This is a genomic window from Atlantibacter sp., assembly GCF_032062175.1.
Classification (GTDB): domain Bacteria; phylum Pseudomonadota; class Gammaproteobacteria; order Enterobacterales; family Enterobacteriaceae; genus Atlantibacter.
This window is the reverse complement of sequence record NZ_DAMBQK010000001.1, coordinates 414,825-435,798: the sequence shown is the minus strand read 5'-3', so window position 1 is coordinate 435,798 and position 20,974 is coordinate 414,825. Positions and strand designations below refer to the sequence as shown.

Sequence of the window (20,974 nt, the reverse complement as noted above, 5' to 3'; positions counted from 1 at the left end):
TGCTTCAGTCTATTCTCGTTGCGAAAATGTTGCCATGCAGAATCTTTATCTTTTCTGGCGGTGTAACGCCTTTTACTACATTCGCATAACATGCGGCACAAAATGCGCTCGACCCGCCCTGCTTGTTATGTTGTGATCCTGCTTCAATAAACGGATAATCAGGGTATACTCCTGCGTCTTTATCTGCTTTCGCTATCCCAGGAAACGCGCCTGTTAGAGGATGCCAGTAACGCGCCATGACACAATATGCTTCCCCTATTTTGCACTCGTTGTTGGACACCGATGCTTATAAGCTTCATATGCAGCAGGCCGTGTTCCATCATTATCAGGGCGTGCATGTCGCCGCAGAATTTCGCTGCCGCGGCGATGATTTGTTAGGTATTTATGCGCAATCCATTCGCGAACAAGTGGATGCGATGCAGCATCTGGCGCTGAGCGAAGATGAATATGCGTGGCTCGCGAAACTGCCATTCTTCAAAAGCGATTATCTGGCCTGGCTGAAAAATTTCCGCTACGACCCGTCGCAGGTGGAAATCGTCAACGATAACGGCAAGCTGGATATCCGTCTTTCCGGCCCGTGGCTGGAAGTGATTATGTGGGAAGTCCCGCTGCTGGCGGTGATCAGCGAGCTGGTGCATCGGTATCGAACCCCGGATATCACCGTCGATAACGCCCTCGATCATCTCGAAACCAAACTGGCGGACTTCAACAGCGTCACTGCCGACCTGCCGCTGGACCGTTTTTATCTTATGGATTTCGGCACCCGCCGCCGTTTTTCCCGCGAAGTGCAGCAGGCTATTGTCGAGCGCCTCCAGCAAGAATCCTGGTTTGTGGGCACCAGCAACTACGATTTAGCCCGCCGCCTGAACCTGACGCCGATGGGTACTCAGGCGCATGAATGGTTCCAGGCGCATCAGCAAATTAGCCCGGTACTGGCTAACAGCCAGCGCGCCGCGCTTCAGGCCTGGCTTGATGAATATCCTGACCAACTCGGGATCGCCCTGACGGACTGCATTACCATGGACGCGTTTTTGCGCGACTTTGGCCCGGAATTCGCTACCCGCTACCAGGGCCTGCGTCACGACTCCGGGGATCCGGTTCAATGGGGCGAAAAAGCCATCGCCCATTACGAAAAACTGAACATCGATCCGCTGAGCAAAACCCTGGTGTTTTCCGATAATCTCGATCTCAATAAAGCGATTGATCTCTACCGTCATTTCGCCTCGCGCGTCAAACTCGGTTTCGGCATTGGCACCCGCCTGACCTGCGATATTCCTGGCGTACAGCCGCTGAATATTGTGATTAAACTGGTGGAATGTAACGGCAAACCGGTCGCCAAGCTCTCTGACAGCCCCGGTAAAACCATCTGCCACGATAAAGCCTTTGTGCGCGCCCTGCGTAAAGCCTTCGATTTACCGCAGGTCAAAAAAGCCAGCTAACCCCCGGTTCAGGGAGTTTTCACCTCCCTGAACGCCATCACTTTGTGTTTTCTTTATTTCCTGACACGAATTCTGCTTGTCTGCCAGCGCCCGCCAGGTAACATAGATAACCCTCCCCCATTGGGTGGATAAGCGATTTTTGTTATTGACTACTAACCAGAGAGATAATTATGAGCGTTGTGCCTGTAGCCGACGTACTCCAGGGCCGCGTTGCCGTTGACGAGGAAGTCACCGTGCGCGGATGGGTGCGTACCCGTCGAGATTCAAAAGCTGGCATCTCCTTCCTCGCCGTCTATGACGGTTCCTGCTTTGATCCTATACAGGCTGTCATTAATCATTCTCTGCCCAATTACAATGATGACGTTCTGCGCCTGACGACCGGCTGTTCGGTAATTGTGACCGGCACCGTGGTGGAATCTCCAGGTCAGGGCCAGAGTTTTGAACTGCAGGCGACCCATGTGGAAGTGACCGGCTGGGTTGAAGATCCAGACACTTACCCGATGGCCGCCAAACGCCACAGTATTGAGTACCTGCGCGAAGTGGCGCACCTGCGTCCGCGTACTAACATGATCGGTGCGGTGGCCCGCGTTCGCCACACTCTGGCGCAAGCGCTGCATCGCTATTTTGACGAGCAGGGCTTCTTCTGGGTCTCCACCCCGCTGATCACCGCCTCTGATACCGAAGGCGCAGGTGAGATGTTCCGCGTGTCCACGCTGGACATGGAAAATCTGCCGCGTAACGATCAGGGCAAAGTCGATTTCGATAAAGACTTCTTCGGTAAAGAAGCTTTCCTGACCGTTTCCGGCCAGCTCAACGGCGAAACCTACGCCTGCGCGCTGTCCAAAATCTACACCTTCGGCCCGACCTTCCGCGCTGAAAACTCCAACACCAGCCGCCACCTGGCGGAATTCTGGATGCTGGAACCGGAAGTGGCGTTCGCTACCCTGGACGATGTCGCTGCGTTAGCCGAAGGCATGCTGAAATACGTGTTCAAAGCGGTGCTTGATGAACGTCTGGACGACATGAAGTTCTTCGCTGAACGTGTGGATAAAGACGCGATTGGCCGTCTGGAACGTTTCATTACCGCTGACTTCGCTCAGGTGGATTACACCGACGCGGTGAAAATCCTCGAAACCTGCGGCGAAAAGTTCGAGAACCCGGTTTATTGGGGTGTCGATCTTGCCTCCGAACATGAACGTTATTTAGCTGAAAAACACTTTAAGGCACCGGTTGTTGTCAAAAACTATCCGAAAGATATTAAAGCGTTTTACATGCGACAGAACGAAGATGGTAAAACTGTGGCGGCGATGGACGTACTGGCGCCGGGCATCGGCGAAATCATTGGCGGCTCCCAGCGTGAAGAGCGTCTGGATGTACTTGATGTGCGTCTCGAAGAAATGGGCCTTAATAAAGAAGATTACTGGTGGTATCGCGATCTGCGCCGTTACGGCACTGTACCGCACTCAGGTTTTGGGCTCGGTTTTGAGCGTTTAATTGCTTATGTAACCGGCGTTCAAAACGTTCGCGACGTGATCCCTTTCCCACGTACACCGCGCAACGCCAGTTTCTGATCCAAAAAAAGCCGGGTTTCCCGGCTTTTTTACGTTCTGTTGTGTCAATTTTTGTCTACATAAATTCAACATTTGTGCGCTTCAACCTCTCTCTCCGACGGTTAACGTAACCGGGTATTACCTCGAAATAATTTTCATTAAAAAATATCCCCTATTTTCTTGCGTCATTTTTCAACCGCAGGCATAGCACATTTGGCTAAATATTACACAGACATCCAGCCATCTGAATCACCCTTTTTGTAAAGTGAGAATAATTGTCGTTAAGAGGCAGAAAAGCCGTTTATCAGAATTAAACATAAGGTTTTCATATATATAGATTAGGAACGGTTTAATATTGTTCAGCGGGGTGATTTATTTTGATGTGGTTCACAAAGTTCCCAAAAATACATAATTAGTTACACATTATTGCTTTTTGTTACTGTGTTTGCATATTTGTAGCACTTTCACTGTAGCTAATCCTTAATATGAATGGAAAGATGCCTCCAGACACAGAAAGACACCAAACTCTCATCAATAGTTCCGTACAGAATTATTGACGGCAGTGGCAGGTGTTCAAAAAAAACCAATGAGGGTAATAAATAATGATGAAGCGCAATATTCTGGCAGTGGTTATCCCTGCTCTGCTGGTAGCTGGTGCAGCTAACGCTGCAGAAATCTATAACAAAAACGGCAACAAACTGGACCTGTACGGAAAAGTAGTTGGTGAGCACGGTTTCGTGACTTCTGGTGACAACACCACCAACGGCGACTCTTCTTACGCTCAGATCGGCTTCAAAGGCGAAACTCAGGTTACCGATCAAGTGACCGGTTACGGCCAGTGGGAATACCGTGCTAAAGCCAGCAAAGAAGAAGGCAACCAGGACAACGTAACTCGTCTGGCATTCGCGGGTATCAAAATTGCTGACGCGGGCTCCCTGGACTACGGCCGTAACTACGGTATCGTATACGACGTAGAATCCTACACCGACGTTTCCCCGTCCTTCTCTGGCGAAACCTGGGCGGGCAGCACTGACAACTACATGAACAACCGTTCTACTGGCCTGCTGACCTACCGTAACAGCGATTTCTTCGGTCTGGCTGATGGCCTGAACTTTGGTATCCAGTACCAGGGTAAAAACGACCGTACCAACCTGAAAGCGGCTAACGGCGACGGCGTTGGTTACTCTCTGGGTTACAACTTCGCTGAAGGCTTCAGCGTAATCGGTGCATACAGCAACTCTAACCGTACCACCAACCCGGCTGGCGGTCAGAAAGCTGACGGTCGCGGCGAGCGCGCTGAAGCATGGTCTGTTGGTACTAAGTACGACGCCAACAACATCTACCTGGCGGCAATCTATGCTGAAACCCGTAACCAGACTGCTACCGGCCGTTCTGCCTACGACATCGCTAACAAAACTCAGAACGTTGAAGTTGTAGCTCAGTACCAGTTCGACTTCGGTCTGCGTCCGTCCGTATCTTACGTTTACACCAAAGGTAAAGACCTGGTTGATCCGGCTACCGGTTCTACTTACAACCGTGACCTGGCTGAATACTTCACCGTGGGTACTTACTACTACTTCAACAAGAACTTCAACGTATACGCTGACTACCGCATCAACATGCTGGACGGCGACGACGCTTCAACCGCACTGGTTGGCGTTGACGACCAGGTTACCCTGGGCGTAACTTACCAGTTCTAATCGATATAACCTCGTTATCGATAAGACAAAAACAGGGCTTCGGCCCTGTTTTTTTATGCCCAAAAGAGAAAAACACCGGATTTATCGAACGGTCAATCTTTTGCTGGCAAACGGTTGGCATTTGGTAAAACACCCGTTAACCTGATAGCGAATTTCCCTTCTGATATCACAATGGAACCTCGTCATGTTTGAGAACATTACTGCCGCCCCTGCCGACCCGATTCTTGGTCTGGCGGACCTGTTTCGCGCCGATGAACGTCCGACTAAAATCAACCTGGGTATTGGTGTTTATAAAGATGAAACCGGTAAAACCCCGGTTCTCACCAGCGTGAAAAAAGCCGAACAATATTTGCTGGAAAACGAAACCACCAAAAACTATCTGGGCATTGATGGTATTCCTGAATTTGGCCGTTGCACCCAGGAACTGCTGTTTGGTAAAGGCAACGCGCTGATTGCTGATAAGCGCGCCCGCACCGCCCAGACCCCTGGCGGCACCGGCGCACTGCGCGTGGCGGCAGATTTCCTCGCTAAAAACACTGACGTAAAACGCGTTTGGGTGAGCAACCCGAGCTGGCCGAACCATAAGAGCGTATTTAACTCCGCCGGTCTGGAAGTGCGTGAATACGCCTATTACGACGCGCAAAACCATACTCTTGATTTCGACGGTTTGTTGAGCAGCCTGGCGGATGCCCAGGCAGGCGATGTGGTGTTGTTCCACGGCTGCTGCCACAACCCGACCGGTATCGATCCGACGCTGGAACAGTGGCAACAGCTGGCGCAGCTTTCTCTGGATAAAGGCTGGTTGCCGCTGTTCGACTTCGCCTACCAGGGCTTCGCCCGCGGTCTTGAAGAAGACGCAGAAGGCCTGCGCGCGTTTGCCGCGCTCCATAAAGAGCTGATTGTCGCCAGTTCTTACTCTAAAAACTTCGGCCTGTACAACGAACGCGTAGGCGCCTGTACGCTGGTCGCCAGCGATGCAGACACCGTCGATCGCGCCTTTAGCCAGATGAAATCCTGCATCCGCGCTAACTATTCCAACCCGCCGGCACACGGCGCGTCCGTGGTAGCAACTATTCTCAGCAATGACGCGCTGCGTACTCTCTGGGAACAAGAGCTGACCGATATGCGTCAACGCATTCAGCGCATGCGCCTGCTGTTTGTGAGCACGTTGCAGGAGAAAGGCGCGAACCGTGATTTCAGCTTTATCATCCAGCAGAACGGCATGTTCTCGTTCAGCGGCCTGACCAAAGAACAGGTGCTGCGCCTGCGTGAAGAATTTGGCGTTTACGCCGTCGCTTCTGGCCGCGTTAACGTCGCGGGCATGACGCCGGATAACATGGCACCGCTGTGTGAGGCGATTGTGGCTGTGCTGTAATCGGCGAGAATAAACAACAAGGGCCGCATTCACGGCCCTTTTTATTACCAGACAGGCATTTCATCCTGCAGGAAAGGATTGTGCAGCCGTTCGTTACCCAGCGTAGACAGCGGGCCATGACCGGGAATAAAGGTCACATCATCGCCAAGCGGCAACAGTTTGCTTTTGATGGAATCAATCAGGTCGGCGTGATTCCCGCGAGGGAAATCGCTGCGCCCCACTCCGCCTTTAAAAATCACATCGCCGGAAATTAACAGCCGTGCGCGTTCGTCAAAGAAAACAATATGACCAGGGGTATGACCGGGGCAATGAAGCACCTGTAATGCCACGTTACCTACGGTCACGCTGTCGCCTTCGTTTAACCAGCGATCGGGCGTCAGCGGCTGGCACTCTTCCAGACCGAACATCTGGCTCTGTGCCGGTAATCCCTGCAGCCAGAATTCATCTTCTTTTTCAGGCCCGATAATCGGCACGCCATAATGCGCCGCCAGCTCTGCCGCAGCGCCGACATGATCGAGATGCCCGTGGGTCAGCAGGATTGACTGAATGGTCACGCCCTGCGCCGTCACGGCCTGTTGAATACGCGGCGCGTCACCGCCGGGGTCAACAATGGCCGCCAGACGCGTTTCTTCACACCAGATTAATGAGCAGTTCTGTGAGAACGCCGTGACCGGAATAATGTGGTAATTCATACCGCTCCTTTTATCCGGTAGTGACCGGATTCGTTCTACCAGTGCCTGAGTGGACCGGTATCAATATGCACAAAGTTACTACGCGGGTAGTATCCTACACCACCTGCCCGCAGAGACAACGCGGCTTTGCGAATATTGCTCAGGGAAATGCCGTCGATATGAAAATCCATAGCCTGGCCTTTGGTGTGATAGCTCTGTTTGGCTACACCACGGCTTCTGGCGCGTAATTCATTGTTGGTATCGAGAGAACGATAGCCTGAAATGAGCTGAACCGGCTTACGGGTCCCCAATAACCCTTGCAGACGGTACAACTGGTCGAACAGTTTCGGATCGATGCTTTTGATTTTATTAGCGCGATAATCCCGGAAGAAATGGTTAAGTTTTGCTAATTCATCCTGAATATAGCCTTTGCCATCGAAAAACTCCGCTTTAATGCTCTCTCCGGTATTGAGATTATTCAGCGTAAGAATACGAGGACGGGGCGTGGAAAGCGTAGCAAATGCCGGTACAGGCAGGATGGCGGCGCCGAGCGTCACGCCACCAAGCGCCAGCAATTTGCGGCGGTTAGCGTCAAATTTATCCATGATGTTCAGGTCTACAGTCAGTGTTGTGATTATATGCACTTCTGGCGCACGCAAGGCACCTTAACCGCCAAACCGCGACACGTCAAGGCTCTCAAACCCAGTAAAAACGGGCCTTACAGCGAAGTAGGCCCGTTTTTAGCTCCCATAGTTCGACAGCTTATTTGTTAGAAATTCTGTAGTTACCTGATTAATTGTTCAGCTTTCGGCAAGATTTGTGCGCCCGATCGCGCAGGGGAATCATAATTGTAAATATCCGATCTGAATTGTGGTTTGCCATCTGCGCCGACAAACGCCGTCATATAGTAAAGATTCACCGGAATGGTCTGGGGAATATTCACGTAACGGGTATCGCCCTGCTTCAGCGCATCGGAAATTCGCGTATCGTTCCATCCCGCATCCTGCAACAGCATATTCGCCAGTTCCGAGGCTTTATTCACGCGTACGCACCCGGAGCTGAGCGCCCGCGCATCCTTCTGGAACAGGTTATGATTCGGCGTGTCATGCAGGTAAATGGCATCCGAACTCGGCATATTGAATTTATACCGCCCCAGCGAGTTATGCGCGCCAGGTGCCTGCTGGAAGCGAAACGGTAAATTCGATGCGGTAATGGTTGCCCAGTCCACATTCCAGGGGTCGATCACCTCAGCTTTACCACTCCAGCCACGCAGCACCGTATAGTTATGACGCTCAAGATAGCCCGGGTCATTCCACACTTTCGGCAGGATATCCTTACGGGCCAGCGTCGGCGGTACGTTCCACGGTGGGTTCACCACCACGTTATTTAGCGCGCTGCTCATCAACGGTGTCTTGCGATCGGGACGCCCGACGATGACGCGGGAATCCAGCACCTGGCTGCCGTTCTGGTAATAGACCAGCGAATAGGCCGGGATATTCACCATAATGCCGGTCGTGAGCTTCTGAGGCAGCAGGCGCAGGCGTTGAATATTTAACGCCACCACAGCGGCGCGTTGATCGGGTGACATATTCAATAAGTCACGGGTGGACTGGCCAATCACGCCATCGGTGCCGAGACCCTGCGAGGCCTGGAAGCGTTTCACGCCTTCAACCAGTGTTTTGTCATAGATGCCGCGCGCCGCGTTTTTTTTCTGCATCGGCGCGGATTCAGTCACGGCTGCAGAAGGGCTGACCACGGCGTTTTTAGACGGCGGATCCCCCGGCAGTACGATATTGGGTGCGTTATCCAGCATACCGTTGCGCTGGAGAATTTCACGCAGCGCGCCGATGTCATTACTCCACTGCCCAGGGCGCAGTGAGGCGGTGGAAGTCAGTTGCGGCCACGGTCGCGAATCGGCCGCCAGACTCAACAGAAATTGATGCATCGCCTGATACTGCGGGTGCTGCGGCGCAAGGCTTTGCACAAAAGCAATAAGCGAGCCATTGTCCAACGCCACCTGCCACTGGTTCACCACCGACAGCGGCGCGATTTCCGCTTTATACGGCTTATCACTGTACAGCCAGCGATTCCCTTTCAACGGGATACCGGAGAGGTAATAGAGATAGCCCATCATGGCATCAGACAGCACCACATCGCGCGCCATGCCGGTAACGTCAGGGTTGGTCAACAGTTCGACCCAGGTAGTGAACTGCGGCTGGAAACCGGCGATGGCCACTTCGGCCAGTTGCTGCTGGAACGCCTGCACCGCTTCGCGGTTTTCCCACATGGGTTTAGCGTCACGCGCGGTATACAGCGCTGCCAGCGCGTCTATATAGACAGGGGCGTAACCCTGAGGAAGCTGGGACTGAAGCGTGGTTCGGGTCTGCGCGATACGTTCGCTATCGACCTGCGGCCCGATCCCGGCCATCAGCGCCGTCGCGGGAGATTGTGCCTGTAGTTGCAGCATAGAGCCAGGCTGATCGATTACCACCGCCGAGCCATCGGAAGGCACCAGATCGGGTTCCTGGGCGAACGCATTCGTCAGTGGCGCTAAACTGAGCGCCAGGCATAAGTGAATCGCGGACCACCGATAACGTTGAGCTTTTATAAGCAACATCCCTTGCCTCCTTATCATTTTTACATCATTCCCGTAAGCTCGGCTTCAGGATTACCTTCAGTATATAAAGAGAAAAAACCATTTGCCTTGCCAAATGTAAAGAAGTTTAAAGAAAAGAAAGTCTGAAAAAAAAGTCGGCAGACTGCGATTTTACGTGCTAAGCGGGTCGGCAAGTGATTGCGCAACGCGCGTTCAGAAAAAACGCTCGCATTGCTTTACAGAATTGAACGCCCGGACATTTGCAGTCCGGGCGCATTGATGGCGCTATCAGGAAGCGTCGGCAGTGCCTGGTAGCGCATCGGTTTGCGCAGCGGCAAACCCGCGCAGCCCCACAACGTGCACATGCTCGTGGTTCTGCACCACTTTACGCACCAGTTTATAGGTGGTGCCTTTTTCCGGGCTGATGTTTTCCGGCGCGGCGATGATTAACTGCATCTCCAGGCGGTCGCACAGCTCGAACAGGGTGGCGATAGAGCGGGCATCCAGACGGGCTGCTTCATCAAGGAAAAGCAGACGGCACGGCGAAATATCTTTGCCGCGCAAACGGCGCGCTTCGTCTTCCCAGCTTTGCACCACCATCACCAGGATCGACATCCCGGTCCCGATGGCTTCACCGGTCGACAGCGCGCCGCTTTCCGCACGCAGCCAGCCGTCAGAACCACGGTTAACCTCCACTTCCATTTCCAGATAGTTACGATAATCCAGCAGCTCTTCCCCAATGGTTTGCGGGGTGCGCTGGCCCATATCGATCTGCGGATTCAGGCGCTGGTACAGTTTCGCCAGCGCTTCCGAGAAGGTCAGGCGGTTGCTGTTAAAGAGATCCTGATGTTGCTCATGCTGCTCCGACAGCACATCCAGCAGCGTGGCGTGGGTTTCCCGCACGTTCACGTTAAGCCGCACACTGTTCACCTGGCCAAACGACACGCTTTGCAACCCCTGGTTTAGCATACGGATGCGGTTCTGCTCGCGCTGAATGGTCTTGCGAATAATGTTCGCCACGCTGCGGGAACTGATCGCCAGTTTCTGCTCGCGGGAGGTCAGCTCTTCCGTCAGGCGGCCCAGCTCAATTTCCATCTGCTCGATGGCTTCGACCGGGTCATCGGTGCGGATAATATCCTGACGGATACGCTCGCGCAGATGCTGGTAAACCGCCACGAAGAACTGGATTTTACGCTCCGGTCGTTTCGGATCTTCCGACCCGCGCAGCACATCGCGCAGGTGTTCGTTATCCGCCACCGCCAGACGCAATGCGCCCAACGCCTTATCCGACATGGAGCGCAGCTCATCTGCGGACAGGTACGCCAGCTCGCGGCGGTGCAGCCGGCGCTCGACGCCATTGTCTTTCACCATACGCATCACCGCGCACCAGCCTGCTTTGGCGCTGACCACCTGCTCGCGCATTTCGTGGTAGTCGCGCTCCAGGCGACGCAGTTTACGGGTCAGGTTGTCCATTTCCGCCTCGCAGAAGGTCAGCTGTTTTTCAAGCTGGCTACGGCGTGAACGGTTATTGCTGAGCTGGGTGTGGAGTTCATCGCGGCGCTGGCGCGCCCGCTCTTCCGCACCCGCATCAGCGCGTACGCCGATATCTTTAAGCTCTTTGTTGAGATCGTTAAGCAGTTCTTTCTTGGTATCGAAGGAGCTTTTCAGCGATGCCAGCACCTGATGATACTGGCTAACCTGCGCGGCATGGGTGCGCAGCGCTTCACGCGCGCGGGTGCGTTCGATTTCCGCCTGCTCAAGACGCTGGCGCAGCTTCTCGTTGAGATCGCTGTTGCCGTTGAGCATATCGGCGGAGTCGGAGTAGCTGAAATGCGCGCGGCGCGACACCACTTCCGTTAGGGCAAACGCCTGCTGACGCGCATCACGCTGCTGCTGCTGCGCGTAGGCGTAATCTTCTTTTAGTTGGTCATACTGTTCCGGGTCGCTTTGCAGCACCGAAGCCATCGGCTCCAGCTTCGCCAGTTGGTTGCCAAACTGGCCGATGAAATGCGCCGCTTCCTGGGCTTCGTCCAGGCGCTCGCGGATCTCATCCACGCGGTCAGACAGCGTATCATCTTCCAACAGCGCCAGACGCGGTAACAGACGGTTAAGCAGAGCCACGCCCTCTTTCGCCTGGTCAAACTGGGCGCGCTGCTGCTGGTTGTCGTTTTCGTGTGTGCTCTGTGCCCGCTCAAGTTCGTTACGGCGAGTATTAAGCTGGCGGATTTCCGCTTCCGGGTCAGATTCAAACGCTACGGCCAGGTGGCTGCCGATAAAGCGGCTGAACGCCTGGTGCAAACGCTGGGTTTTCTGCACATCAAACGACAGGGTAGCAAAGCACTCAGACAGCGTTTCACGCTCCTGGTGCAGGCTTTCAATACGGCTTTCACGCGCCGCGCGGCCAAACAGCGGCAGCGTCGGGAAACGCGAGTAGCGCCACTGGCGATCGGCGATTTTCACCACCACCGCTTTTTCCAGCTCTTCGGTACTGAATACGCTGTCATCAAAGGACTGCGGGTCCCCTTCAATCAGATACAGATCTTCCGGGGTGTCTTCCAGCCCTTCCAGTTGCTCGCGTACCAGCGACAGATCCGGCACCACGATAGCGTGGCGCGACGGGCCGTACAGCGCCGAGAAGTACGGCGCGTCTTCCAGGCTAACGTCATCATAAATTTCCGACAGCAGTACGCCACCGAAACGTTCGGCAAGGGTGTTCAGGCGTGCGTCTTCCGCGCCGCCAGGCTGGCTGAGGCGCTCAATTTCTTCATCGACGGTACGCTTACGCGCGCCGACTTCATCACGCTCAACCACCGCTTCGCGCTCACGCTCCAGCAGCTGTTGCAGGTATTCAGTCACCTGCTGGCTGGATTCAAAGTTCTCGCCGCACTGTTCGATAATCTGGTTAAGGCTGTTTTGAGCCGCCAGCCAGATGGGCGCGCGCTGGGTCAGGGTTTTAATGCGGCTTTGCAGCTGCTCCAGTTCCTGGCGCAGCGTCATACGCTGCTCGCCAGCCTGCGCCACGTGGTCAGACAGCGCGGCGATACGCTCTTCCAGCTCCTGATGCAGCGCTTCAAGCTGTTCCGGGGAGTAACGTTTGCCCTGGCGTTTGCAGAAATCAGCGAGCAGACGCTCGGCATCCTGCTGCTCGCGCAGGCGCTGTTCCAGCTCATTTAAGCGGGAACGCAGCGGCGTCACCTGGGCGGCAAGGTGACGCTGGGTGGAGGCGTCGCGCAACAGATCGCGCGCCACGTCCCAGGCTTGATCACGCGCTACCGGGCCGTTAATGGCGCAAACCAACTGGAACGCCTGCTCGAACTGGCTATGGGCCGCCTGGGCGACGCTCATTTTCTGCTCGAGGTTAAGCAAACGGCCAGTGGCTTCTTCCTCTTTTGCCTGGAAGGTTTCCAGCCACTCTTCGGCAGATTGCGGGGAGAGATCCGGCAAATGGCACAGCTCGCGGGCGCGCTCAAGCGCCGTCAGCGCCTGTTGATACTGAATGGCGCGGGTTTGCTGAACGTCCAGCGCCTGCTGGTAGTCTGCCAACTGGTTTTTCAGCTCGTCCACTTCCAGCTCTGCGGCTTCGGCGCGGGCTTCATTCTCTTCCTGCTGTTCAGCGGCTTCGGCGACGACTTCGTTTTGCTCTTCAAGCCGTACCTGCAACTCTTCTAAATCGGCGTCATAGCGCTCGATTTTTTCCTGCTGGCGCAGTGCTGTTTGTACCAGGTTGAGGTGGTCGCTGGCGGCCTGATAATCGGTCTCCAGATCGCCTTCCGCACCGGCATGCTCGGCCAATTCACGCGCCATATCGACGTGCTTATACTGCTCGGCAGCCAGTTGCTGGCGGCTGGTGAACAGATCGCGACGGTATTCAATGGCTTTGTCGAGGTGAACACGGCGCTCATTGGCATGACGCATATAATCCGCCGCCACATAGTCGGTGGCTTCGGAAATCAGGTGCTTAAACAGGTCGCGGTCCGACTGGGTAACGCGGATCGCTTCCAGCGTCAGGCGGTTTTCACGCAGCGCCGCTTCCATGTCCTGGAATGCTTTGCGCACGCCGCTGTTTTCCGGCAGCAGGTAATCGCGCAGGGAGCGGGTGATAGCGCTGGAAATCCCGCCGTACAGCGAGGCCTCAATCAAACGGTAATATTTACTACGGTCTGAGGCAGAACGCAGGCGACGCGCCACAATCCCCAGATCGAACATCAGGGAGTGGTAATCGGTGATCGAGTTAAAGACCTTAAACTGCACCCCTTCGATCTGCTCGATTTTATCTTTGAGTTCCTGAAGGGTTAACACCCGCGCCTGGCGCTCGTTCAACGTTTCGGTGAGCAGTTGGGTCGGCAGGATCGAGGTCGGCAGGCCCTGGATCGCAAAGGGTTTGATATCCACTTTGCGATCGCGACCGGCAATCTGTTGCAGACGCACCCCAACCACCACGCGCTGATGGCGCGAGTTCACCACATCCAGCACCGAATAGCAGACGCCTGCTTTCAGTTTGCCGTGCAGGCCCTTATCGCGCGAGCCGCTGGTGGCCCCTGCTTCGGTGGTATTACGGAAGTGCAGTAGCGTCAAATCCGGGATCAGCGCCGTGACGAAGGCCGCCATGGTGGTGGATTTCCCTGCCCCGTTACCGCCCGAAAGCGTGGTGACCAGCTCATCCAGATCAAAGGTCCGGGCAAAAAAACCGTTCCAGTTAACCAGCGTTAGCGAGCGAAATTTACCGCGTTCAATCATTCTCTTCCTCCGCATTATCCGGTTGCGCGTCTTCAGGCTCATCATTGAGTTGCAGGTGGTTTTCCACCTGCATGGCTTCGCCATCGCGGATCATGCGCAGTTGCGCTTCGCGTGGATCATCGCCGGCGCGCACATCAGCACCAAAGCGGAACACCGACTCAGTAATGCGGAATTTACTGCTGTCATGCCCCATAAACCACACCATACCTAAGCGGCGCAGGCGGTTTAACGAGGAGCGCACTTTTTCCTGAAGCTTTTGTTTATCAAGATCCGAACCGGTGGAACGGTTGTTGACCAGTTTGAGCAGTTTGCTTTCGTCCGCCAGGCTCATCAGCTCGTCATACAATTCCTGCTGGGTAAAAATACCTTCGTTGGCCAGACGTTCCGGGCTGAGATAGAGATAGCAGAGGATTTTGCCCACCATCATATCCAGCTCGGACAATACCGACCGCGGGATCAGGGTGGTTGAACGAGGACGCAGGTAGAAAAACCCTTCCGGCGCGCGAATTAATTCCACGTTATAGCGGGTGTAAAACTCTTCCAGCTCCGGCTGGAAATCCATCAAAAAGGCGTGGTTATCCAGTTCATCAAGCCCGACGTGGCGCCCTGAGCGCAACTGGCTATCCAGCGCAGGAAATAGCGGATTAGCCAGCGCCTGAGCCAGTTTAACCGGCATGAATTTTTCAATATTTGTCAATGACATGTGCCTGTACCTTGGCTCCGTAATCATTAATGGGCTGCCATTTTGCCGGCAACCCAGTGAAATCTGCTTCAGCGATACCGAGGCGCACGGCCTGGTCAACCACGATGCGTGCAACGTCAAAATGACGGGCCCGCGGATATTGCGCGAGATACTCACGCATCACCAGACCAAGATCCAGTGGTTGTTGTCTGTTTTTAAAGCCTGCCAGTTGGCCTTCGATCAGCGCCGCCAGCTGTTCGCGGATCTCGTTAAACTCTTCGTATTCCAGATCCGCCGGGAGTTCGCCGGTCACCTCTTCATCGCGCAGCGTCATCTCTTCGTCGCGCATATCCAACAAACGGTCGGCATTGGCGTAGGTTAACGCCCAGGGCGCATCGAAATAACTTTGCACCGACTGGCGCAGGCGCTGGGCGAAGACGCGGTTTTTATCCATATCGATGGCGGTACGGATAAATTTATGCACATGGCGGTCATAGCCGATCCACAGGTCAATCGCCTGCTGGCCCCAGCTGATAATGCGGTCCAGCTTGCTTTGCAGGTCGACCACCAGCCGGTCAATAAAGTGCAGATCGTGCTTATCGAGGATCGCGTCCTGGATCAGCAGCAAATTGGCTTGCAGCTTGTCGCCCGCCGCTTCGAGGGTATCCTGCAATTCACGCAGCGTACCCGAGGTTTCTGACAGCAGTAATTCACAGCTTGAGATGGCGGCGCGCCAGTCTTTGTTCAGCAATTGGGCGATATCGTCTTTCACCAGTTGCTGCTGTTCATCCATGATGCGCTGGGTCAGGTCGATGCTGTCGAAGATCTCCGCCACCGAATATTTCAACGGCGCGTAGACATTGCGATGCCAGTGAAATTCGTCTCCGCCCTCGCTGGCGGCATCGGCGGCGCGTTTCAGTTCACCCGCCACGATGGAAAGCTGCATCGAAAGGCGCAGCGTGGAAAATTCACGCTGGCGGATGTAATAGTCGGTAATGCCAATGCCCAACGGGGTTAAGCGATAGATAGCATTGCCTTCGGTGATCTCGCTGGTAAAGCGGTTGAGCAGGCGCTGGCGCACCATATCGTTGATGGCGTTGTTGGCGCGCTGGGTTACCGTTTCGTGGGTCTGCTCAAACGCCTCGCTGACGTGACGGAACGCATCCACCAGCTCGCCTTCGCTCATTTCGCCGTCCATGCGCTCGCCGTTTAGCGTGGCGATAGCCAGCAAAAAAGCCAGCCTGTCTACCGGAAGCTGGATGGAAAAATCATTTTTCCTGGCCCAGGCAACCAGTTCGGGGACTGTCTGGGAAAAATCACTCATAGTTTATCCTTGGTTCTCCGGCTTGCGTGCGGTGACATGTATATAACGCCCCAGACTGATGTAAGGTTCCTGCCGGCAGTAGCGCGTTTCCAGTTCGAGTAACTCCTCAAACTCGTCGCGCTGGCGGTGTTTTTCGCGCAGATAATCATGAAAAACCCGCACGCCAGTTTTGCCGGTAATGGTCCAACCGATTTGTTCAAGCCAGCGATAGACATCGTCAGGGTTGCGCGGATGATCCGGTGACAGGGTGCGTTTTTTGCGCTTCGGCATGCCTTGTTGTACATAAGCGAAATTTCCGGCCACCATATTATGCATCAGCAAACCGTTTGCATTGTAAAACATCAAGGAAAGCGCGCCACCGGGAGCAAGCGTTTCCCATAATGCGTTCAATACGGCCAGCGGATCGCTGACCCACTCCAGCACCGCGTGAAACAATATCAGATCAACCGGGCTTTCTAAATGTTGCCCTATCTCTTGAGCGGCGCAGTGAATAAACCGCATATTGCCGCTGACCGCCTTTTCCTGGCTCGCCAGCTGCGCCCGCGTCAGCATTTCTGAAGAGAGATCGCATAGCGTAACCTGATGACCGCGCTCTGCCATGCGAATGGCGGTTTGCCCTTCTCCACCGCCGGCATCCAGAACCCGTAATGGCCGCTGCGGTAAAACATCCAGCAATTGATCGAGATCCTGCCAAAGAATGGCCTGACGCAATTGGCCTTTCGTTGTACCGTAAATGTTGCGCGCAAACTTTTCGGCAATATCATCAAAATTGCGATCCCGCATGGGTACAACTCCACCTTAAAAGAAAGCATCTGGGCAAAGGCGCTATTTTGGCATAGCCGCAGGGATAAGGAACCCATCAGGTGTAAGATCCGCGCTTTGCGCCCGTTATATGGTTAAAAAGGACCCGCTTTTATGCTCTTTTTCCTGAAAAAACTGATCGGCGGGCTGTTAATGCCCCTGCCGTTCCTGCTGATCGTCATAGGTAGTGCGATTTTGCTGCTGTGGTTTACCCGCTGGCAGAAAACGGCAAAAACGCTGCTGACCGCTGGTTGGCTCACGCTGTTACTGCTCAGCCTGCAACCCGTTGCCGATGGGCTGCTGAGCCCGATAGAGTCGCGCTATCCGACCTGGCAAGGCGAGCCGAAGGCGCAATATATCGTGATATTAGGCGGTGGGTATACCTGGAACCCGCAATGGGCGCCCAGTTCGAACCTGATTAATAACAGCCTGCCGAGAGTGGCGGAAGGCGTTCGCCTGTGGCTGGCTAACCCAGGGGCGAAGCTGATTTTTACCGGGGCCAACGCTATCGGCAATCCGGTGAGCACCGCTGAGGCAGGCGCTCGGGTGGCAGAGAGTTTAGGGGTGCCGCGCGACGCTATCATCACGCTGGATACACCGAAAGATACCGAGGAAGAAGCAGCAGCAGTGGCGAAGAAGATTGGCGATACGCCGTTTTTGCTGCTGACGTCCGCCTCGCATCTGCCCAGGGCGATGATCTTTTTCCAGCAACAGGGGCTTAAGCCGATCCCCGCGCCCGCTAACCAAATCGCGATTACTTCTCCGCTCAATCCCTGGGAGAGAGCTTTCCCCTCTCCCCTTTGGCTAATGCACAGCGATCGGGCAAGTTATGAAACCCTCGGCCGGGTGTGGCAATGGCTGAAAGGTGTGTCAGGCGATCCACGGGATCAGTGATTTAGACGCCAAATCGAAATTGTTGCGGTTCATTCGCCCGGTTTGCAGCAGCTGCGCCACTTCGTCCCACAGCACATACAGCCAGCGCCGGGAGAGGAAAGCCTCCGACACCGGCGCGCGCTGGAGATAATGCCAGAGCAGGCTTTCCGCCTGCCCGGTATCGCATAAGCGGAACAGTTCATACTCGCGCGGTGCCCAGAGCGTTAAGCCGGGGTTAACCATCGCCAGCAACTGGTCGCTACGGGAATCTTTCAACATGCTGCGTAGGGTGAAATTGCCGTGGATCAGCACACAGTTATCGTTGAACCCGTAGAACAGCGAGCCGAGGCATTCCCGGGTACGAAACAAAATCCGTTTATCCTGCATGGTCAACCCACAGCGCGGATATTGATTCAGCGTGTTCCAGAGCACTTCAACGCGCTGGCGGTACCAGGAGGGCCAGATATTTTCCTGGGTGCTATCGACATTGCCCACGCAGCCCCGGCTGTCGACGCGGTGCCAGGCCAGCAGGGATTCAACAATCTGGTCTTTTAACTGCTCCCAGCGCTCCGGCGTTCGGGCTGGCGCTTCCACCGATACGCCGCGCAAACGCTCCATCAGCACCACGTCCGGGCCCGGGTTCTCTTCATGGGTCATCACCCCATAAACTACCGGCATACGCGCGGTTCCCGAACGGGCCAGCATGGAAATTTTCCAGGCGAGTTGCCCAGCCAGCCCTGGGGATGTAAAGCTACGGGCCAGCAGCGGCATCGGGTTGCCCTGACTGTCATAAAGTGCCCACAGCGCGGTATCGGGCTTCTCGCTGACGCATTCAACCCGGCTTAGTTTTTCACCCAACAGATGACTGAGTTCTGCACGCAGTTGCTCCATTCGCTTTTACCCTTAATAACCATACTGGTTTAATAATGGGCGTCCTTTACGCAGATGTCATCAGACGAGATCAATAAGCTGCCAGAAAGAAAAAACCGGCCAGTGGCCGGTTTTCAAAATTGTCGGTTTAGCGCATTTCTGCCCGAACTCTTTCGAGATCGGCGGGGGTATCGACGCCGGTACCCGGCACCTCATGCGCCACCGCAACGTGAATTTTTTCACCGTTCCAGAGCACACGCAGTTGCTCCAGTTTTTCAATATGTTCCAGCTCGCTCGGTGCCCAAGTCACGTAGCGGCGAATGAATCCGGCGCGATAGCCATAGATGCCGATATGGCGCAGGAAATGCCCGGCAATGACATCATGAGATTCAGCGAAGCGGTCGCGATCCCAGGGAATGGTGGCGCGAGAAAAATAGAGCGCGAAACCATTTTTATCCATTACCACTTTAACGGCATTCGGGTTGAACGCCTCTTCCGCGCAGTGGATCGGCACTGCCAGGGTCGCCATGCCTGCATCGCATTGCGCCAGGTTTTCTGCAACCTGACGAATAATCGCGGGCGGGATCATTGGCTCATCGCCCTGCACGTTAACAATGATGGTGTCATCGGAAAAACCCAGCTTCTCGACAACTTCCGCCAGGCGTTCAGTGCCTGATTCGTGATCGGCGCGCGTCATACAGACTTCGCCGCCCACAGCGCGAACGGCATCGGCCACCTCAACCACATCAGTGGCGACGATCACGCGGTCAGCGCCGGATTCCCGGGCGCGCTCGAGCACGTGCACAATCATCGGCTTGCCGTTAATGTCTACCAGCGGTTTGCCCGGAAGACGCGTTGATGCGAAGCGGGCGGGAATAATAGTCACAAAACTCATGAAAAACTCTCTTCCGGATCCAGGGTGCGGGCTTCGGTTTCCAGCAATACGGGAATACCCTCTTTAAACGGGAAGGCCATATTGTCCACTTTGCAGATAAGCTCCTGCTTATCCTGGCTGTAATACAACTTGCCGTTGCAGACCGGGCAAGCAATGATTTCAAGCAAACGATGATCCATGTTTCCTCCTGATGGATGTGATGCCCAGAGAATACCACAGCCCTGGTTCAGGGTTGTTGGATTTCCCAGACGCTGCCCCATACAGCCTGTAATGACGAAGGCTGGCTGGCCAGCGTAACCCTTGTTGCGCCCTGCCAGCGGGCAAATTCAGTGATGGCAGTCTGTAAACCGCTTACCCGTTGCGCATTGACCACAACGTCAGGTTCCAGATACAGAGCGATAATCGCCAGCTCGCCCGTTTTACGGTGCATTTTGGCATCCATCCGCCCAACAAGCTGGCCGCAGTGCAGTAACGGCAACGTAAAATAGCCGTACTGCCGTTTTTCCGCCGGGGTATAACACTCCAGCCGGTAACTAAAATTAAACAGCTGTTCGGCGCGGCGGCGGTCCCAGACGACCGGATCAAAAGGCGAGAGCACCGCGCTGTGCGTAGCACGCAGGTTTTTCCCGCTCGCCAGTAACGGCAAGAGATCCTGATGCAGCCACATCTGCCCCAGGGACTCCACCTCAACGCTAACCACACTGCCTTGCGCCTGCCAGCGCGCTATGTGCTCCGTCAGCGGCACCTTTTTCAGGCGGTAATAGTCAGCAAGCCAGGCACTTTTAAATATCCCCAGGCTACGGGCGCTGTTTTCCAGCATGCGGGCCTGCGCGAGTTCCTGCGGTAAAAGGTGTTTTTCGTCGTCCCAGTGCGGCATGACGCGGGTAGTGAGATCATAAACGCGCTGAAAATTCCTGCGCTCGACCACCATCACTTTTCCGGCGCTGAACAGGCCTTCAAGATGGCGCTTATGCGGTTTCCAGTCCCACCAGCCGCGTTGCCCAGGACGCGGATGTTCAAAATCCGCCGAGCGTACCGGCCCGTTCTGGGCAATCCAGTCGAGCAATTCGGCGATATCACCGGCATGTTCCGCCATCCATTCCGCGCGGTATTTCCAGCCCATGTTTTCTGGCTGGAGCATTTGGTGACGAACCAGTTCAAAGTCGCTGCGCGGAAGAAAACAGGCCTCATGCGCCCAGTACTCCATGAGATCTCCCCGCGCCAGCGCATCGTCAAGCCAGGCCATCGGGTATTGCCCCAGGCGGCTGAACAGTACCAGATAAGGGCTGCGCGCCACCACATTAATGGTGTCGATTTGCAGTAATGACATTTGGGTGATGGCGGCAAGGATATCCGCCGGACGGGCGCGGCGGCGCGGTTTGCGCAGTAGGCCCTGGGCGGCAAGATGCAGATTGCGTGCGGTTTGAAGAGTGAGTAAAGGTTCAGCCATGGTGCATCCTT

At 55.0% G+C, this 20,974-nt stretch carries 17 protein-coding genes; 5 read left to right on the top strand and 12 right to left on the bottom strand.

Annotated features, from left to right (window positions below):
• Window positions 1–4 precede the first annotated feature (4 nt).
• Window positions 5–238, bottom strand: a complete 234-nt coding sequence (locus tag RT120_RS01935; RefSeq protein ID WP_312978723.1) for a hypothetical protein — start codon at window positions 236–238, stop codon at window positions 5–7.
• On the opposite strand from RT120_RS01935, the gene pncB reads away from it, so the two are divergent.
• The 4 genes from pncB to RT120_RS01915 all read left to right on the top strand — a co-directional run bounded on the left by pncB (window position 237) and on the right by RT120_RS01915 (window position 6,064).
• Window positions 237–1,439 carry a nicotinate phosphoribosyltransferase gene (gene pncB / locus RT120_RS01930; protein ID WP_312978721.1) on the top strand — a complete coding sequence of 401 codons (1,203 nt, stop codon included), beginning with the start codon at window positions 237–239 and terminating at the stop codon, window positions 1,437–1,439. The genes RT120_RS01935 and pncB overlap by 2 nt on opposite strands.
• A gap of 170 nt (window positions 1,440–1,609) precedes the next feature.
• The gene (gene asnS / locus RT120_RS01925) at window positions 1,610–3,010 is read left to right on the top strand and encodes an asparagine--tRNA ligase (RefSeq protein ID WP_312978719.1); all 1,401 of its coding nucleotides are present in this window, start codon (window positions 1,610–1,612) and stop codon (window positions 3,008–3,010) included.
• A 581-nt stretch (window positions 3,011–3,591) separates the two neighbouring features.
• Entirely contained in the window at window positions 3,592–4,689 is a 1,098-nt protein-coding gene (locus RT120_RS01920) for a porin (protein ID WP_312978717.1), read from the top strand.
• 184 nt (window positions 4,690–4,873) lie between these two features.
• Window positions 4,874–6,064, top strand: a complete 1,191-nt coding sequence (locus RT120_RS01915; protein WP_312978715.1) for an amino acid aminotransferase — start codon at window positions 4,874–4,876, stop codon at window positions 6,062–6,064.
• Between the two features lie 44 nt (window positions 6,065–6,108).
• On the opposite strand, the gene RT120_RS01910 is transcribed toward RT120_RS01915, so the two are convergent.
• From RT120_RS01910 to cmoM, 7 genes are all read right to left on the bottom strand, one after another.
• Window positions 6,109–6,756: an MBL fold metallo-hydrolase gene (locus RT120_RS01910; RefSeq protein ID WP_312978712.1), complete on the bottom strand. Its 648-nt coding sequence runs from the start codon at window positions 6,754–6,756 to the stop codon at window positions 6,109–6,111.
• A 35-nt stretch (window positions 6,757–6,791) separates the two neighbouring features.
• Window positions 6,792–7,340 (bottom strand): YcbK family protein, encoded by a 549-nt coding sequence (locus RT120_RS01905; protein WP_312978710.1) that lies wholly within the window; start codon window positions 7,338–7,340, stop codon window positions 6,792–6,794.
• A gap of 179 nt (window positions 7,341–7,519) precedes the next feature.
• Window positions 7,520–9,352: a L,D-transpeptidase gene (gene ldtD, locus RT120_RS01900; RefSeq protein WP_312978708.1), complete on the bottom strand. Its 1,833-nt coding sequence runs from the start codon at window positions 9,350–9,352 to the stop codon at window positions 7,520–7,522.
• Window positions 9,353–9,619: 267 nt separating this feature from the next.
• Window positions 9,620–14,068, bottom strand: coding sequence for a chromosome partition protein MukB (mukB, locus tag RT120_RS01895; RefSeq protein ID WP_312978706.1), 4,449 nt, complete (start codon window positions 14,066–14,068; stop codon window positions 9,620–9,622).
• Window positions 14,061–14,771: a chromosome partition protein MukE gene (gene mukE, locus RT120_RS01890; protein ID WP_312978704.1), complete on the bottom strand. Its 711-nt coding sequence runs from the start codon at window positions 14,769–14,771 to the stop codon at window positions 14,061–14,063. Before mukE ends, mukB begins: the two co-directional genes overlap by 8 nt.
• Window positions 14,752–16,074, bottom strand: coding sequence for a chromosome partition protein MukF (gene mukF, locus RT120_RS01885; RefSeq protein ID WP_312978702.1), 1,323 nt, complete (start codon window positions 16,072–16,074; stop codon window positions 14,752–14,754). Before mukF ends, mukE begins: the two co-directional genes overlap by 20 nt.
• A gap of 3 nt (window positions 16,075–16,077) precedes the next feature.
• On the bottom strand, window positions 16,078–16,857 hold the full coding sequence (gene cmoM, locus RT120_RS01880; protein ID WP_312978700.1) for a tRNA uridine 5-oxyacetic acid(34) methyltransferase CmoM: 780 nt from the start codon (window positions 16,855–16,857) through the stop codon (window positions 16,078–16,080).
• Between the two features lie 132 nt (window positions 16,858–16,989).
• Between cmoM and elyC the strand changes: the two genes are divergently transcribed.
• Window positions 16,990–17,769, top strand: a complete 780-nt coding sequence (gene elyC / locus RT120_RS01875; protein WP_312978699.1) for an envelope biogenesis factor ElyC — start codon at window positions 16,990–16,992, stop codon at window positions 17,767–17,769.
• Here elyC and RT120_RS01870 read toward each other — a convergent pair.
• The 4 genes from RT120_RS01870 to RT120_RS01855 all read right to left on the bottom strand — a co-directional run bounded on the left by RT120_RS01870 (window position 17,746) and on the right by RT120_RS01855 (window position 20,963).
• Window positions 17,746–18,639: a YcbJ family phosphotransferase gene (locus tag RT120_RS01870; RefSeq protein ID WP_312978697.1), complete on the bottom strand. Its 894-nt coding sequence runs from the start codon at window positions 18,637–18,639 to the stop codon at window positions 17,746–17,748. The two genes, elyC and RT120_RS01870, sit on opposite strands and share 24 nt — an antisense overlap.
• Before the next feature lie 127 nt (window positions 18,640–18,766).
• Window positions 18,767–19,513, bottom strand: coding sequence for a 3-deoxy-manno-octulosonate cytidylyltransferase (gene kdsB / locus RT120_RS01865; RefSeq protein ID WP_312978695.1), 747 nt, complete (start codon window positions 19,511–19,513; stop codon window positions 18,767–18,769).
• Window positions 19,510–19,692, bottom strand: coding sequence for a Trm112 family protein (locus RT120_RS01860; protein ID WP_125291790.1), 183 nt, complete (start codon window positions 19,690–19,692; stop codon window positions 19,510–19,512). The genes kdsB and RT120_RS01860 overlap by 4 nt, the downstream gene beginning before the upstream one ends.
• A 47-nt stretch (window positions 19,693–19,739) precedes the next feature.
• Window positions 19,740–20,963, bottom strand: a complete 1,224-nt coding sequence (locus RT120_RS01855; RefSeq protein WP_312978693.1) for a winged helix-turn-helix domain-containing protein — start codon at window positions 20,961–20,963, stop codon at window positions 19,740–19,742.
• Between the last annotated feature and the right edge of the window lie 11 nt (window positions 20,964–20,974).